This is a genomic window from Leptolyngbya sp. NIES-2104, assembly GCF_001485215.1.
Classification (GTDB): domain Bacteria; phylum Cyanobacteriota; class Cyanobacteriia; order Leptolyngbyales; family Leptolyngbyaceae; genus Leptolyngbya.
On record NZ_BBWW01000001.1, the window covers coordinates 2,074,157 to 2,090,382 of the forward strand.

Annotated in this window: 16 protein-coding genes; 9 read left to right on the forward strand and 7 right to left on the reverse strand. The window is 47.2% G+C overall.

Annotated elements, in window-relative coordinates; genetic code table 11:
• Positions 1–13 precede the first annotated feature (13 nt).
• Together NIES2104_RS09585 and NIES2104_RS09590 are read left to right on the forward strand one after the other, a co-directional pair.
• Positions 14–2,146, forward strand: coding sequence for a cation:proton antiporter (locus tag NIES2104_RS09585; RefSeq protein ID WP_058997984.1), 2,133 nt, complete (start codon positions 14–16; stop codon positions 2,144–2,146).
• Positions 2,130–2,594, forward strand: coding sequence for a hypothetical protein (locus NIES2104_RS09590; RefSeq protein ID WP_058997986.1), 465 nt, complete (start codon positions 2,130–2,132; stop codon positions 2,592–2,594). Before NIES2104_RS09585 ends, NIES2104_RS09590 begins: the two co-directional genes overlap by 17 nt.
• Positions 2,595–2,684: 90 nt before the next feature.
• On the opposite strand, the gene scpB is transcribed toward NIES2104_RS09590, so the two are convergent.
• On the reverse strand, positions 2,685–3,224 hold the full coding sequence (gene scpB / locus NIES2104_RS09595; RefSeq protein WP_058997988.1) for an SMC-Scp complex subunit ScpB: 540 nt from the start codon (positions 3,222–3,224) through the stop codon (positions 2,685–2,687).
• A 98-nt stretch (positions 3,225–3,322) separates the two neighbouring features.
• Here scpB and NIES2104_RS30760 point away from each other — a divergent pair, with 98 nt between their 5' ends.
• The 6 genes from NIES2104_RS30760 (at position 3,323) to NIES2104_RS09620 (ending at position 7,914) form a co-directional block, all read left to right on the forward strand.
• Positions 3,323–3,499, forward strand: a complete 177-nt coding sequence (locus NIES2104_RS30760; protein ID WP_072218047.1) for a DUF3285 domain-containing protein — start codon at positions 3,323–3,325, stop codon at positions 3,497–3,499.
• The gene (gene ybeY / locus NIES2104_RS09600; protein WP_058997990.1) at positions 3,499–3,993 is read left to right on the forward strand and encodes an rRNA maturation RNase YbeY; all 495 of its coding nucleotides are present in this window, start codon (positions 3,499–3,501) and stop codon (positions 3,991–3,993) included. The genes NIES2104_RS30760 and ybeY overlap by 1 nt, the downstream gene beginning before the upstream one ends.
• Before the next feature lie 197 nt (positions 3,994–4,190).
• Complete coding sequence (locus NIES2104_RS09605; protein WP_058997993.1) at positions 4,191–4,649, forward strand: diacylglycerol kinase family protein; 459 nt, start codon at positions 4,191–4,193, stop codon at positions 4,647–4,649.
• Positions 4,650–4,681: 32 nt separating this feature from the next.
• Positions 4,682–5,278, forward strand: coding sequence for an aminodeoxychorismate/anthranilate synthase component II (locus tag NIES2104_RS09610; RefSeq protein WP_058997995.1), 597 nt, complete (start codon positions 4,682–4,684; stop codon positions 5,276–5,278).
• A gap of 24 nt (positions 5,279–5,302) precedes the next feature.
• Entirely contained in the window at positions 5,303–6,049 is a 747-nt protein-coding gene (locus NIES2104_RS09615; RefSeq protein WP_058997997.1) for an MBL fold metallo-hydrolase, read from the forward strand.
• Between the two features lie 227 nt (positions 6,050–6,276).
• Positions 6,277–7,914 (forward strand): glycosyltransferase family 39 protein, encoded by a 1,638-nt coding sequence (locus NIES2104_RS09620; protein ID WP_058997999.1) that lies wholly within the window; start codon positions 6,277–6,279, stop codon positions 7,912–7,914.
• Between the two features lie 104 nt (positions 7,915–8,018).
• Here the strand turns inward: NIES2104_RS09620 and NIES2104_RS09625 are convergent, their stop codons facing one another.
• Both NIES2104_RS09625 and NIES2104_RS09630 read right to left on the reverse strand, forming a co-directional pair.
• A complete protein-coding gene (locus NIES2104_RS09625; RefSeq protein ID WP_058998001.1) occupies positions 8,019–10,547 on the reverse strand; it encodes a peptidase domain-containing ABC transporter in 2,529 nt (842 codons plus the stop codon).
• Positions 10,548–10,593: 46 nt separating this feature from the next.
• Positions 10,594–11,355, reverse strand: coding sequence for a peptidylprolyl isomerase (locus NIES2104_RS09630; RefSeq protein ID WP_058998003.1), 762 nt, complete (start codon positions 11,353–11,355; stop codon positions 10,594–10,596).
• Positions 11,356–11,730: 375 nt separating this feature from the next.
• On the opposite strand from NIES2104_RS09630, the gene NIES2104_RS09635 reads away from it, so the two are divergent.
• On the forward strand, positions 11,731–12,372 hold the full coding sequence (locus NIES2104_RS09635; protein ID WP_058998005.1) for a peroxiredoxin: 642 nt from the start codon (positions 11,731–11,733) through the stop codon (positions 12,370–12,372).
• Positions 12,373–12,531: 159 nt separating this feature from the next.
• Here NIES2104_RS09635 and NIES2104_RS09640 read toward each other — a convergent pair whose 3' ends face one another.
• The 4 genes from NIES2104_RS09640 to sixA form a co-directional block, all read right to left on the reverse strand.
• On the reverse strand, positions 12,532–13,389 hold the full coding sequence (locus tag NIES2104_RS09640) for a polysaccharide deacetylase family protein (protein ID WP_058998007.1): 858 nt from the start codon (positions 13,387–13,389) through the stop codon (positions 12,532–12,534).
• A complete protein-coding gene (locus NIES2104_RS09645) occupies positions 13,386–14,207 on the reverse strand; it encodes a WecB/TagA/CpsF family glycosyltransferase (RefSeq protein WP_058998009.1) in 822 nt (273 codons plus the stop codon). The genes NIES2104_RS09640 and NIES2104_RS09645 overlap by 4 nt, the downstream gene beginning before the upstream one ends.
• A 397-nt stretch (positions 14,208–14,604) precedes the next feature.
• Positions 14,605–15,531 (reverse strand): MarR family winged helix-turn-helix transcriptional regulator, encoded by a 927-nt coding sequence (locus NIES2104_RS33375; protein ID WP_156426913.1) that lies wholly within the window; start codon positions 15,529–15,531, stop codon positions 14,605–14,607.
• A 197-nt stretch (positions 15,532–15,728) separates the two neighbouring features.
• The gene (sixA, locus tag NIES2104_RS09660) at positions 15,729–16,217 is read right to left on the reverse strand and encodes a phosphohistidine phosphatase SixA (RefSeq protein ID WP_058998010.1); all 489 of its coding nucleotides are present in this window, start codon (positions 16,215–16,217) and stop codon (positions 15,729–15,731) included.
• Positions 16,218–16,226 lie beyond the last annotated feature (9 nt).

Genomic DNA, 16,226 nt, shown 5'->3' on the forward strand with positions numbered 1-16,226 from the left:
TCATCGCTCCACTATGCACCTCGATATTGTTGTCCAAGTTTTAATCCAAATCCTTCTCGTGATTGGCTTATCACGCTTGATCGGGCTTGGATTTCGACGACTGAACCAACCGCTCGTCATTGGTGAAATCGTAGCGGGGATTATGTTGGGTCCGTCGCTATTCGGGATGATTGCGCCGAATGTTGCAGCGTGGATTTTTCCACCTGAAACGATTCCATTTCTCGGTGTTCTTTCTCAGATTGGACTAATCTTTTTCATGTTCCTCATCGGATTGGAACTCGACCCGAAATATCTCAAAAATGGGTTAAACGTTGCGATTCTCGTTTCACACGTCAGTATATTAGTTCCATTTTCACTTGGTGCATTAGCATCACTATTGTTATATCCGTTAGTTTCATGTGACGGCGTATCGTTTACAGCGTTTGCGTTATTTTTAGGCGCAGCGATGTCGATTACGGCGTTTCCAGTATTAGCAAGAATTATCACAGAAAATAATCTACAGAATACTCGATTGGGTGCATTGGCGCTGACTTGTGCGGCGGTCGATGATGTGACGGCTTGGTGTTTATTGGCGTTAGCGATCGCAGTCACACGCTACAACAATATGATTGCGGCAATTCCAACGATCATCGAAGCGATCGCTTATATCGCTCTGATGTTCACGGTCGGGCGATTGGTATTGAAACAGTTTGCGGTTTTGTACGATCGTAAAGGCAAACTTACGCAGACTGTTCTCGCCAGCATTTACATGGTGGTGGTGATTTCAGCACTGATCACAGAATTAATTGGCATTCATTTGATTTTTGGCGCGTTTCTCGTCGGCGTAACGATGCCGAAACATCCCGGTTTAACTCGCGAACTTGCCCAAAAAACTGAAGATTTTGTGTTGACTTTTTTGCTGCCCGTGTTTTTTGCTTATAGCGGTTTGCGAACTCAGGTCGGCTTGTTGAATCGTCCGGTGCTGTGGGGGCTTTGTGCGATCGTGGTTGCGGTGGCAATTATTGGAAAATATGTCGGAACTTACGTAGCCGCGAGAGTTTCAGGCGTAGAGAAACGAGAGGCTTCGGCACTCGGTTGGTTGATGAATACTCGCGGTTTAACGGAACTGATTGTTTTAAACATTGGTTTGAGCTTGAATGTCATCTCACCGTTACTGTTTACGATGTTGGTAATCATGGCGTTAGTGACAACTTTCATGACATCGCCATTGTTAGAAATGATTTATCCGAAACAACAAATTCGCCAAAATCAAATCAATCAACCTGATGTTTCTGATCAATACCATGTGTTAGTTCCGATCGCGAATCCAACCACACAACGAGGATTAATCGAACTTGCAATGTCGATCGCAATTGGCAATTCTTCTAATGCGATCGTAACTCCGCTCAGCTTAATCCAACTCGATCAAGATTACGTTTACGAAAGCCTTCCGAGTGAAGCAAATCGCCAAATCGCACTAACGAACGAGAAACTTCAAGCTCTAATTCAAACATTAGAGCCTGCGGATTATCGTCATTTAGTGCGTCCGATCGTGCAAGTTGATCGCGATGTTGCCCGCGCCACGACTCAAATTGCAATGCGCGATCGAGCGAATCTTATTCTCGTCGGCTGGCATCGTCCCGCGTTTCACAGTAATCGATTAGGCGGACGAGTCGGGGAACTTCTCACAATGGCTCCGGTTGATGTCGCTGTGTTTGTCGATCGACATTCGACAAAGTTAGAAAATCTCTTACTTCCCTATGTTCCAAATCTCCACACTGATTTAGGTTTAGAACTTGCATTGCGGCTTTTAATCAATCGAGATCAGACTCGTTTAAAGATTCTCAGAGTTCAACCTTTTAGTGAACTTAGCTCTGAATTTAACGCACTGTTGGATCGCCTTCCTAATCGCGTTCGTCGTCGAATTGATTTGCCGATCGTCGAAGCGAGTTCTCCGATTCAAGCCGTAATTGAATCCTCCGAATTTGCAGATTTAACGATCGCGGGAGCAAGTCGCGAATGGGGAATCGAGCGACAAACATTAGGACGATACACCGATGAACTGGCGGAAGCATGTCGATCGTCGCTTTTGATCACACGACGATACAGTCAGGTTGCATCTCATCTCACTTCAATTCTGGAGGTTGCCGATGAAAAGCCTGTTTAGTGCAAAATGGCTGACGTTTTATGGAAGTACGATCGCGTTTGTGATTGCGCTCTTTAGCGTTGTCACGAATTATGGAGAAGCGAATTTGAAAGCACAGCCGAAAATCTCAGGAAGATACAAAATATCGGCAGCAGAATTACCGGGATGTTTGAAAGGGAAAGACTTAGTTTTATCGATCGAACAATCCGGAGTGTATCTAAACGGATCACTTCTAGAAACGTCTCATTCAACACAAGAGCAAACGGCTTCGAGAAAAAAACCTTCGCTTATGGGAACGTTTAGACAACCGAATTTAGAACTATCGGGCACTCTAGCGCAGATTGAAGGATGTGCCAATTCTGCGATCGCACTTCAAAGCACGCTCAATCAATCGACGCTCATAGGTAAGCTTAATTTTGATAATACGGCGATTGATTTTGTAGCAAATTCTGAATCGATTAAGAAGTAATCTGAAAGGCTTTGTAGATGTGAGCGTAAATTGCGATCGCACAAACATAGTTGAACAAGCACAATAACGCTGCTTACTACAGTCGCATTTTTACGACTCCACTAAAGCAGGCTCTTCCACGACCTCTTCCGGTTCAGGTTGGGTCGATCGCTTCTGAATCAACTGCCCAATATCTTGATTGATTTGGAAATACTGATGAAACTTATCCGTTACTTGCACTAACGACGATCGACCATCTGAATTTTTCCGCTTCCGCACAAATCCCATCTCGACTAACTCTGGAATGTGCTGATACACGCCAGATCCCCGAATTTCAACTAGTTCTGTTTGGCTCAGCGGACCTTTTAGCGCCACAACCGCCAACGTTCTGAGCGCTCCGACTCCGATATCTGCGGGAATCAGCGCATTAATCAAATTCTGATACGTTTCTCGTAGTTGCAAACTATAGCCTGAATCGGTTTCAGCAATTTCTAAAGCACCGTCGCGATGGGCATACTCTGACATCAATTCCATCAAAGCTTCCTCGATCGTTTTGCGATCGCATCCCGCCAACTCGGACAATTGCGCGATCGTCAACGGCTGCGCTTTCAGGTACAGAATGGCTTCGAGAGTCGTCGTTAACCGAGACATAAGCAATCGATCAGAAAAAGAGTGACTAATAGAGTAGCAAACTTCAGCCGAGTCGCTTAACTTGTTACAGTGGAATTGCACGAATTCTGCTTAAACCTATGAGCGATACGCCTGAAACTCCCGTAACAGAAACCTCCCAAGAACCAAAACCTAGCTACGTAAAGTTAGCGATGCGGAACATGGTACGCAAGCGCGGAAAATCAATCTTTCACTTCGCCCTCACCACGATCGGGCTGTTGGGAACGCTCGTTGTCCTTTCGTACTTGACCCGGTAATGCAAATCGAAGTCAGTGTTCAGGACTGTTTTCATCAAGAATTGCCGATTCAGGCGGAAACTTGGGAAATTTGGTTTCGCAGATGGCTCGAATTGATCAAGCCAACCCAGAATGGGGAGCCGCTGCATCCTCACGAACAGTACGAATTGAGTCTACGATTGACTAACGATCGAGAAATTCAGTCGCTCAATCAGAATTATCGATATAAAGATCAGCCAACCGATGTACTAGCTTTCGCCTCTCTAGAGGTAGACTATCCGCAGTTCGATGAATTAGACACAGAGCCACTCTATCTAGGGGATATCGTGATTTCGGTCGAAACTGCCGATCGACAAGCCGATCCTCACAATCTAGAGACAGAACTCGCTTGGCTTGCCGCTCACGGACTTCTTCACCTGTTGGGCTGGGATCATCCCGATGATGCGAGTTTGCTGCGAATGTTAGATCAGCAACAGATCTTACTGAATGCAGTGGGATTAGAGGCGAAACGTTAGAGAAAAATTGAAATTGTGATTTTAAGGACAACCTAACTTGAGGAAGTGATTAAGATTACAGGCTTAACTTTGATTTTCTCAAATGGCGCTTTACCTTTCCAAACAATGTTGTAATACTGTGTGTTGGATTCTGATGCGATAGTCGCGCCATCGGGTATTCATAAAGTATCTTGATTGGCTGTTCACCTGGTTTGCTTATGTCCCAAGAACTTCCCACGCCAACCCCGAAGCGATCGAAAGTGATCCCGCTCGTGAAGCCTGAGCGAGATCTTGCTTGGCAAGTAGCTCCGACGCTGTTCACCAGTTTCCGTTACGCCTGGATGGGAATCAGCTACGCCTTTGTGACGCAGCGAAATTTCAGAATTCATGTGTGTCTGGGGTCGATCGCGATCGGGTTCGGTCTGCTGCTGAAAGCTTCAGTGGTCGAATTGGCGGTGATTGGATTGACGATCGGGCTGGTTCTGGCGATGGAATTACTCAATACCGCGATCGAATCGGTGGTCGATTTGACAGTGAAGCAGACCTATCACGAATTGGCGAAGATTGCCAAAGATTGTGCGGCGGCAGCAGTTCTCGTCGCAGCGATCGCGGCAGTTCTGGTGGCGGGCTGCATTCTATTTCCGAAAGTTTGGGTGTTATTGCTCCAGATCTTCTGAGAAACTGAGAAAGCTAATGCACGGCATTTCTCATGATTCTAGTTATTGATAATTACGACAGCTTTACGTATAACCTGGTGCAATATTTGGGCGAATTAGGCGAGGAATTCGCGATCGCATCCGATGTCCAGGTTTATCGAAACGATCAGATTACGCTCGATCAAGTTCGGGAATTGAAACCAGATGCGATCGTCATTTCTCCAGGACCCGGACGACCCGAAGATGCCGGAGTTTCGATGGAATTGATTCGACAATTGGGAGTCAGTACGCCGATTCTGGGCGTGTGTTTGGGGCATCAGAGTATTGGACAAGTCTTTGGCGGCGATATCGTTTCCGCACCTGAACTGATGCACGGGAAAACTTCGCCTGTGAATCATACGAACATGGGTGTATTCGAGGGATTGGACAATCCAATGACCGCAACTCGGTATCATAGTCTGGTGATCGATCGAGAAAGTTGTCCGGCAGTCCTGGAAATTACCGCATGGGTGGATGATCAAACGATCATGGGCGTTCGGCATCGGGAGTATCCGCACATTCAAGGGGTGCAGTTTCATCCAGAAAGCGTGTTAACCGCTTCGGGTAAGCAACTGTTGAGGAACTTTTTGCGATCGATCAAAGATCAATAAATTCAAACCTTGGTGTGAGCAAGTATGAAACGCAGGCAGTTCATTCAGTACGCGACCGCAGGATTGGCATCGTCGGTAGTTGCCGGACAAGCACAGGCACAATCTGGAGGGCTTTCTGTCCGCTATCTCGGTCATATGTGCTTTCTATTCACGGGAAGCGGTCAGCGAATTTTAGTTAATCCGTTTCGGAGTCAGGGCTGTACGGCGGGATACCGTCCCCCAAATGTGCAGACAGATTTGGTGATGATTAGTAGCCAGCTTTTGGATGTAGGGGCTGTTGATGTGGTGCCCGGAAATCCGAAATTGCTCGTGGAAGCAGGTGCGTACAATGTGGGCGGTTTGAAGATTCAGGGCGTGGCGACCGACCAAGACCGGGTTGGGGGTAGACGATTCGGGCGGAATATTGCTTGGCGTTGGAATCAGGGCGGTTTGAATCTGCTGCATTTGGGCGGAACGGCTGCACCGATTACGTTGGAGCAGAAGATTTTGATCGGGTCGCCGGATGTGGTGTTTATTCCGGTGGGTGGGAGTGCAAGAGCTTATAACCCACAGGAGGCACGACAAGCGCTGCAAGTCTTGAATGCGAAGATGATTGTGCCGATGTATTTTCGTACCAGTGCAGCGAAGGGAGAATGTGATTTGGGTGGATTGGATGCGTTTCTTAGCTTGATGAGTGGAACCCCTGTACGGAAAGGGGGAAATTCATTATCGATGAGTCGATCGGATTTACCGAAGGAAGGATCAGTGATTCAGGTGATGAATTACGCTTAAGTGAGATCGTTTGGGATTGGTCGATCGTTGCTGAAGTTTCTCGCCCCCTAAATCCCCCAAATTTGGGGGACTTTGAACAGTTGAAACGGTTCTGAATTCTAGAAGTTTTTCTGACTCAAAGTCCCCCAGAATGGGGAATCTAGGGGGCACAAGCCGACTGAAACGAAGCGAGGGGTTCCAGAACGTTCCAAGCAAAATTCGCAATCTTTCTGCCAGAAGTTGCACCAATGCAAATATTAAAAGCCATTATTCAAGCAATTTCAGAAGGCAAAAGATTAGAAATTGAATTAGTCTTTCAAAGCTTTTTCGCCCTATTTTTGATTGGATTAATTCCAGCATTTGTCATTTTCAAATTTCGGAACCAATTCAATCGAATCATTCATCCAATTTTGCTGATTCTTGCCAGTTTAATCCTGGTCAATTACCTCGGTTTAGTCATCCTTTATCCAACTTGGGCAGACTATGCTGATCCGGCTGAAGCCAATGTTGCGATCGTATCCTGGCTATTCCGAAGCGGTCAACCGATTTATCCCTATCTGAATGCGGCTGAACGCTATATCAACAACTACGGTGCATTCTCTTACGTAATTCAAAGCGTATTTCTCAGCCTGTTAACACCCAGTATTTTCTCCTCAAAAGTCGCAGGGTGTTTGGCAGGATTTTCTAGTCTAAGCTTAATCTTTTTGCTGATTCGGCATCAATTAGGATGGAAAATAGCGATTTATGGAAGCGCGATCGTATCTCTCTGTTTTCTCGCTCAAACCTCTGCATCCGGATTATTAACCTCATCATTTTGGGTTAGACCCGATGCGTTGCTGCTATTTTTTACGGTGTTAGGATTATTTCTTACGGTTCGAGGCAGAAAATGGACTGCGATACTTGGAAGCGCGATCGCACTCGGAATCAGCACCAATCTCAAAATCACAGCCTTTCTACACTTCGTTCCAATTTACGTTTTACTAGTGTATCGTTTTAGATTCGCTTCTATATTAATTTCATCGAGTATTGCTTTATTAACTACGATATTACCTTATCTAATCCCCCAAATTTCATTTACAAATTACTGGACGTGGTTACAGCAAGTTCGACTCAAAGGAATTAACCCTGAACAAATTCCTAAGAATCTTTTATGGACGGGATTTGTTGGAGTACCTACCGCGATCGCATTTCTTCAATCTGTCTTAACCGATTCCTTCAAACGCTGGCTCCCAAAAAATCTACTTTTTTGCATCACTTTAATCATTGGAATTGTGATCAATGCGGTGATTAGCTCCACCCGTGGCGCGTTAGAGAATAATATGTTGCCATTTGTGCCACTATTGGTCTACTTGGCGATCGAGCTTTTTCGACAGGCGAAACCTTCTAAAATCCTGACTCCGGTTAGTTTAAGTGCTGTGATCGCGTTCATGTTATCCATCGGTTTAGCCGTTTATTCAACTGAAGTGAAGTTTATCGATCGCATGCTCACGGCTCCTGGACACCAAGCGATCGCAGATTTGAATCAATTCATGGCAGCAAATCCGAATCGCACGATCGGAATGGGATATGGTGCAGTCAGCTATCAGCTTTCAACCTACCGCCCACAGCTTGTGTTCAAAGGCAATCCTTATCTACTTGATTCTGCCTCCCTGATGGAAATGCAGGCATCAGGATTGAACAATACGCCAGAAAGCACACTGAATGCGATGAGAACTTGTCAAACTGAGATTTGGCTGCTTCCAAAAGGCAAGCCACCGTTTCAGGTTTATAGCTACTATCCGCCGCTGCAGAAACTATTTAGCGATGAATTTAGAAAGATTTTTGCTGAGAACTACGATCGACAATTCAGCACCAAATTCTATGATGCTTGGTTCTGCAAACGCTGAAGTCGAGCTTAGAGGGTGATTGAAAAGACTTTTTATATTTTTCAATCACCCTCTAACACCAGATTGACCTTTGACCGCTATAGATCGATTTGGTGTTAGACAATCTAAACCGAAGCCTGCTGACGCTGATACAACGACCAATACAATCCCTTCTTCCGTAACAGTTCATCGTGCGTGCCCTTCTCAGCGATCACACCCTTCTCCATCACCAGAATCAAATCTGCCCGCTTCAAAGGTGCAAATCGGTGAGCAATCAGAAACACCGTACGATTCGCCGAAATCGATTGCAAACTCTGTAAAACTTGCTGCTCTGTCTCACTATCTAAGGCACTCGTCGCTTCATCAAGCACCAGAATCGGATTGTTCGAGAGGAACAATCGCGCCAGTGCAATCCGCTGCCGCTGTCCCCCAGATAACGCCGTTCCCCGCTCTCCTACATTCGTTTCATACCCTTGCGATAACTCGCTAATAAAGTCATGCGCCGCTGCCATTCGTGCCGCTTCGACGACTTGTTCTGCACTAATATCCGGACGACCGAGGGTAATGTTATCCACGATGTTGCCGTTAAAGATAAAGTCCTCTTGCAAGACTACGCCCATCTGACTTCTCAAAGAGTGCAGATCCGCGCTCTTAATGTCGAATCCATCTACCGTAATTCGACCCGCTTCCGGCAAGTATAATCGCTGCAAGAGTTTTGACAGCGTACTCTTACCCGAACCACTTCGCCCCACCACCCCAACTAACATTCCAGGCTCAACATCAAAGGAAATTCCTTTCAGCACAGGTTCTTGATTCGGGCTGTAGCGGAAAAAGACTTGATCAAACGAAACCTGTCCTCTCAAAGGCGGCAAAACTAACCCTGATCCCGGTTCTGCTTCTGGAGCCACGTTGAGAATATCGCCAATGCGATCGACAGACAACAACACCTGCTGTAAGTTCTGCCACAGTTGCACCAGTCGCAGTAACGGACCCGTCACCCGTCCCGATAGCATCTGAAACGCGACCAACTGACCCACCGTTAATTCCTGCTTGATCACCAAGTGAGCACCGACCCAGAGAATTAACAGATACGAGAAATTCGTCAGAAAGTCCCCTAAGTTATTGCTGATATTAGAAGTCGTCGATGCCTTGAAGCTGGTGCGAATGTATCGGGCGAAAAGTCCTTCCCAGCGATCGCGCGATGGCTTCTCTGCACTATGCGCTTTCACCGAGTGAATCCCCGTCACCGTCTCAACCAGAAACGATTGACTATCTGCGCTCCGGTTAAACGTCTCATTCAGCCAATTTCTTAAAATCGGGGTCGTCGTCAGCGTTAATGCTGCATATAACGGAAGAACCGCTAACGCCACTCCAGTCAGCGGAATACTGTAGAAGAACATCAACGCCAGATACACGACAGCAAAAATCGAATCGAGCACCACGGTCAAAGCTGTTCCGGTCAAGAATTGCCGAATGTTCTCTAACTCTTGAACTCGTGCAACCGTATCTCCGACCCGTCGCGATTCAAAGTACGCCAACGGCAACCGCATCAAGTGACGAAACAATTGAGCAGAAAGGCTCAGATCCAACCGTCGAGCAGTATGCGTGAAAATGAACAATCGTAGAATTCCGAGCACTGCTTCAAATATGGCGACACCCAAAAGCGCGATCGCCATTACATCGAGCGTCGGAATACTCCCCTGCACCATCACTCTGTCAATCACAACCTGCGTAATCAACGGAGTCGCAAGTCCTAACAATTGCAGCGTGAATGACGCAAACAGCACTTCACCGAGCAAGACTCGATACTTCCAGACCGCGGGCAAAAACCAAGTTAAGTTAAATCTCTCCTGCTTCTGAACCGTTTCAACTTGCCAGAGTTGCCGATCCCAAAGCTGCTCGACCCTCGATCGATGAATCGCTTGCGGAGTCATCATCGGATCGTGCGGATCAGAAATAATTAATCGATCGCCTCTCACCGCGTACGCTACAACCCAATGCGGCTCTTCAGTATCGCCCCACAGCATCAGCGCCGGAAACGTCAACAGTCGGGCGCTCTGCCAATTCGTTTCAATTCGTCGCAGTTGTAACCCTAACTTTTCCGCCGCATCGACCACATTCGTTGGGCGCTGTCCTCGCAGTTGTCGCTGCACCCAATCCATCTGAACTGGATTTTGCAGGTGATTCGCCACCATCGTCAGGCACGCTGCCGCACTATTCATTCCTGCAACAAATGGAAAGCCTGTCACAGCCTGCGGCGATTGATCCGTTTGAGGAAGATACTTCGATCGTGCAATTGCCCAATAGCGATCGACATCCGATGAATTCACCGTTGTCCACATCTCGCTGCGCCAGAGAACCGCTTGAACATCGCTACTTGCGGCTCTCGCTTTCCACCCTGGCAACTCGATTAAGTCTCCGATCCATTCTCCAGGCTGCAAGACACGAGTGCTGTTATCTTCTCCGACAAGTCGAACCTTTCCAGACAGGACGATCAACTGAACGCCTGCTTCGTCACTCGACCACAGCACCTCGCCCAACTTAAAGCGTCGGACTTCGGCTTTCGTTTTGAACTGCACCTGTTGTTCAGGATTCAAGAAACACAGAGGGGGCGATTCCCAGGGTAAGCTGGCAGCGAGATCGTTCGTTAGCATGAGGGCGGTATTAAAATTAGGGGGCTGAAATCAAGAGTTCTTCAGTTTAGTCGTTGACTTGCAGTTTCACCGTCATTTTCTGAATTTTTTCGGCAATCCAACGATCGAATAATTCCGTCGTTAGCATCTGCTTCAATTGAGAATTGTCTAAAGTTGCAGGTAGAACTTCTTCCACCCGGAAAAGCGCCCATCGATCCTCTAATTCAATCGGTCCGACAACATCGCCCGGATTAGCAGAATCGATCACCGCTCTGACCGTATCCGGCATTGTACCGCGACTGACCGGACCCATCATGCCATTTGCAATACGATCGTCGGCGATCGAATGCTCTTTCGCTAACGCCTCAAAACTTTCCCCTTCACTGATTTGCAGCTTTAATTCGTCTGCGACCTCTTTACTTTCGACAATAATGCGAGATAGCACGACGCGATCGAGAAACACTTTTCGCTCAATGAAGTACTCTTGCAATCTCGGTTCAGTCGCAACAATCTTTAGCTTTTCGTTCTTAAAGTTCGTTGCAATCTGCTGATGAAATGTGGTGTAATCGAGTCCGTTACGATTCAGCCATTCTTGAAATACCTTCGGATCGGTCAATTGTTGCTGAAGCCGAAAATCGACGACCGCTTGTTCAATCACTGCCGGATTGATATCCAAATCTTCGCGGGTTTTAATTTCGGTTTCGAGTACGTGCTGCCGCAAAATATCACCAATAAAGCCTTGCAGCTTGCCAGAAGTCTGTAAATAACGAAGACAATCCCGGAGACTGAGAGATGTATCGTCGATCGTCAAAAAAGCGTTTGTGTCCATGAAGGTAATCTGCTGCGATGTCCAAAATGATGTTAACGTGCCTGAATCTTCTGCGATCTTGCCACGAGTCCGAGCGATCAGCGCGTAATTTCACGCTGATCCAATGCGATTAAACTAGAATCTTTCATCCTCAGAGTCCGCAATTTCAACGAATTCCCACGGAACCTTCTCTAAATCTTCAAGAACGATACGGAGAACCGAACCCAGTTTAATTATTTCTCCGCACAGTAAAATATATTCGGCTCAGGAAACTTTACGGAATTCTTCATCGATTATAGAATCTTTAAAAGATCTAAACTCCGACCGGGAAACCGGGATTTGTGGCATGATCGATAAGTCATGCGATCGACAGAAATAAAGAGGAAACTACGCGATATGGCTCTTCGACTTGGTGATACCGTTCCCAACTTTACGCAGGATTCGTCTGAGGGAACGATCGATTTTTATGATTGGGCAGGCGATAGCTGGGTAGTGCTGTTCTCGCACCCCGCAGACTATACTCCTGTTTGTACGACCGAATTAGGTCAAGTGGCAAAGATCAAGCCCGAATTTGACAAGCGCAATGTGAAAGTAATCGCGCTAAGTGTGGATAACGCTGAATCTCACAAGGGCTGGATTAGCGACATCAACGAAACCCAAAGTACCACCGTCAACTATCCGATCTTGGCGGATGGCGACAAGAAGGTTTCGGAACTGTACGACATGATTCACCCGAATTCCAGCACAGGCAATACGCTGACTGTTCGATCGGTGTTCATCATCGACAACAATAAGAAACTGCGCCTGACCTTTACTTATCCTGCCAGCACCGGACGGAATTTTGATGAGTTGTTGCGGGTGATTGATTCGCTGCAATTGACGGACAACTACAGCGTTGCGACTCCGGCAAATTGGCAAGATGGCGGCGACTGTGTGGTTGTGCCTTCGATTCCGACCGAGCAAGCGCGTGAGAAATTCCCGAAAGGATTGACGGAAGTGAAGCCTTATCTCCGGATGACTCCGCAGCCGAACAAGTAAGGTTTCAATTGCTGTGATTTCATTGACTGGGTGAGGATTCTCGCCCAGTTTTTTTAGGTGAAGTCAATGATTCTTTTCGCTTCGTTGCTAATCCGCCCCGGAATAAAATTCGGGGCGGATTAGCAACGAAGCGAAAGAACTCAGCAAACTCACATTTTTTTACCCCTGTACCCGCCCCGGACTTTGCTGCAATTTCCACAGCGTTTGATCGATCAGCCGCCAGTGATCTAATCCACCGCCCACCAACAGCCGAAACATCCAAAGCCCCTCACCCCCTTCAACCTTGATACGCGGTAGATAAAACCGATTCAGCGGTGATTCTCGTTCTGCGATCGCGCCATGCTGCGAGGTAAACGCAAATTGATACTGACTTTCCTGTAAAACCGTCGCAGTTGTTGCATTAAAATCAGCCATCGTTCCAAACGGGTAGGCAAACGCTGTTACCGGAATTCTGAGTTTCTCTTCTAGCATTCGTCGCGATCGCGTCACTTCCAACCGCATTTCCTCAAGACTAATTTTGCCTAGAGATCGATGTGTCCATCCGTGTGAAGCTACCGTCAGATGAGATGCTAACGTTTTAACCTCATTCCAAGTTAAATGCGGCTCTGGATCTTCGTGATGATCGATCGCGCTCACGGTGACAAAGACGACCGCAGGAATTTTGTACTTCTTCAAAATCGGTAGAGCGAGGTCATGAACGCTTTGATAGCCATCATCGATCGTCACTAGCACCGATCCCGCAGGCAGATCAATTTCACCTCTTAAAAATCGCTCGACTTGTTCCATTGAAACCGCTCGTTTGTGACGGGCAAGCCAAGCCATTTGCGCCTCAAAATCTTCCGGCGTGACACAAAACGGATCACGCGGCTGATCTCCAAAGCGGTGATACGTCAACACTCGAATCTGCGATCGTCTCGCGTTTCCGAATGGATTGAGCACCAAACTCGACAAAATCATCAGCCGCCGTGCCAACTTCTTGAGGTGCCAGCGCATCGGACTAATTGATGTAGAATTCATGGGTTTCTTCTGCGGTTAAACTTAGACTGCACGACACGATCGGATTTCCAATACATCAAGGCATAAAACAGGAAAGTGAAATTTCCGATCAAATAACGCTGCCATTTTTTCGGCTGTTGGCACAAAAGTTGCAGCCATTCAAATCCAAAATATCGCACCCATCGCGGTGCCCGTTTTAAGTTACCACCCCAGTGATCGAACAAGCCACCGACTCCGATCGCTAACGGCACTTCCGCAGGCTGATACTGATCGATCCAGCTTTCCTGAATCGGATTGCCCATTCCGACGAGGAGCACATGGGGACGCGCCGCTTTGATTTGCGCGATCGCTCGTTCTCTGAGTTCTGGACTGGTCAAATATCCGTGATGATATCCCGCAAGTTCCCACCCTGGAAAGTGTTGCCCAGCAAATCGCGCCGCTTGCTCGATCGTGTCTGGATCGGCACCTAGCAGAAAATAACGGTAGCCTTGATTTGCAGTCGCTTGAAAGAAGTCTGGAATCAAGTCGGTTCCGACCAGGTTACTTTTCATCTTGACTCCCCGCATTGATGCAGCGATTCGGACTCCAGAACCATCCCCAAAGCAGTAAGTTGCACGATTGAGGACAGCGTGATAGTTTGAGTCTGCGATCGCAAGATTCAGCGTGTGAGCGTTGGGAAGAAAGATTTGGGCAGGAGTCGATTGCTGGACGAGTTCTTCCATGATGTCGATCGCATCTGAGCGGGAAGCATTGGCGATCTGAATACCAAAAATAGAGACAGGTGAAATCGATCGTTTACGGGGACGCGATCGGGTTGAGTTGAATGGTTGTGGGATCATCTAAAGCGAAGGATGAAAAGCTCAATTAGCGGTTTTTTCGATGTCTAGATTTGGGAAACCGACGTGTCTCCCTCAGATGAGCCACCCTGTATCAATTACATCAGCTTCAATTAGTGTAAAAGGATACTGTTATAGTGATCGATATCATTCAGCATGTTTACGTAGATATCATGATCACTACTGAGTTTGTAAAATACACGTAAACTATACGAGTACGTTAGATTGAGAAACGGAACATTTACCAGAGGCGTTTTGCGTACTCTTACGGCGGATGGGCAAATCTGCCACTGGCTTGCTCAGGTTAGAGAACTCGTTCTCGATTCAGACAGCAAAATCTCAATCGAACCAACTGGGATTTGTGACTCGATCGACATTCTCAATCTTTGAAAAGCGTGTCTTATACGGCTGTGAGATTCGCAATGGCGCGATTGACCCAATCCGACAGTGCCGCTTGCTCCTCGGTTGAAATTCCCGTCATCATCACTTCAGCCAGCGACAAAGCGACCGGAGGGAGCGTTGTTTTCATTCGTTCGCCTTCTTCAGTCAGCCAAATGCGCCAAATGCGTCGATCGTGCGTATCCCGCTCACGCCGAATCAAGCCGCGCTCACACATGCGATCGAGCACTCCGGTCAGCGTTCCGCCCACTTGCTGAAGCTTTTCACCGATTCCAGAAGTTGCCTGTCCGTCCTCTTGCCAGAGACAGCACAACACCACCCAGTGAAACGGTGTCAATTCAAAGGGATCAAGTCGTTCTTGAAATCGACGGGTTCCTAGTTGAGCAATGATTTTAATCCGATAGCCCAAATTGTGTGGAGCAAGAAGCGCTTGCCAACCGTCAGGAGAATGTACCGGATCTGTATTCGCAAAGTTTGCAATGATGCGATCGACTACATCCGAAAACTGTTCGCGCTCTGAATAGGGAATACCAGAGAGGGCTGCTTCGCGAACTTCGACCGCGATCGGTGGCAAAATGTCTTCAAGCTGCCGCCCAGAATCGGTGAGCCAAATGCGCCAAATGCGTCGATCTTGGGTATCGCGTTCTCGTCGAATCAAGCCGCGATCGCACATTCGGTCTAATACTCCGGTTAACGTGCCGCCAACTTGTTGAAGTCGATCGCCGATACTCGAAGTCGCTTGTCCGTCTTCTTGCCAGAGACAGCATAAGACGACCCAGTGAAACGGCGTAAGTTTATGCGGTTCGAGACGTTCTTGAAATCTGCGTCCTAACAGTTGGGAAAGGAGTTTGATGCGATATCCGATACCATGAGGGGCAAGTAACCGCTTCAGATGTGCGGGAATTTGTTCAGTTTGGGAAGAGAGCATCTACGTTACAAAAAGAGCGTTTAACAAAATTCGATCAAGAAGCTCAGAACGGGTAAAACAGCAGAAAAAACTGAGTAAAGAAATTTTAGCTTAAAGTAATTTTTCTAAAATGGAATTTTGCAGATGTTCACTAATATCCGTATCGTAAGTGATGATTGCTGCACTAAATTGCACTTTTTGGCGATCTTAATCTAATTTCACAGCAAAAATCTTGGCGGCGTTAACCAGAATAATTGACTGTTCGCAACAATAATTCCAGTGTCCGGCACTTCTAAGCCGATCGCACCTGCTTTTTTAAGAATCAGTCGATCTCGAACTTCTCCCCAAATCAGCGTTTCTGCCCAGCTACTTAAATCCGGTTCATGTCCGACCAATGCTAGCGATTTCTCTGGAGTGCGCCAAGACTCGAACCAAGCTAACCATGTCTGAATATCCCCGCCTGGTGCAAGATAGCCTTCAACTTCTAACGCATCACTCAGGTGAGCCGCTTTCAAAATTTCAGCCGTTTGTTTTGCTCGTGTCAATGGACTCGTCAGGATCAGATCGAATTTTAAGCCCAACGCTTGTAGTCGTTTTGCGATTTGTTCGGTTTTGCGCTTTCCTTCTGAAGTTAAAGGTCGCTCATCGTCATTGCCATAGTCCCCATGCTGTCCTGCCAGTCCATGTCGGATGATGTAGAGTTTCATAGCGATCGA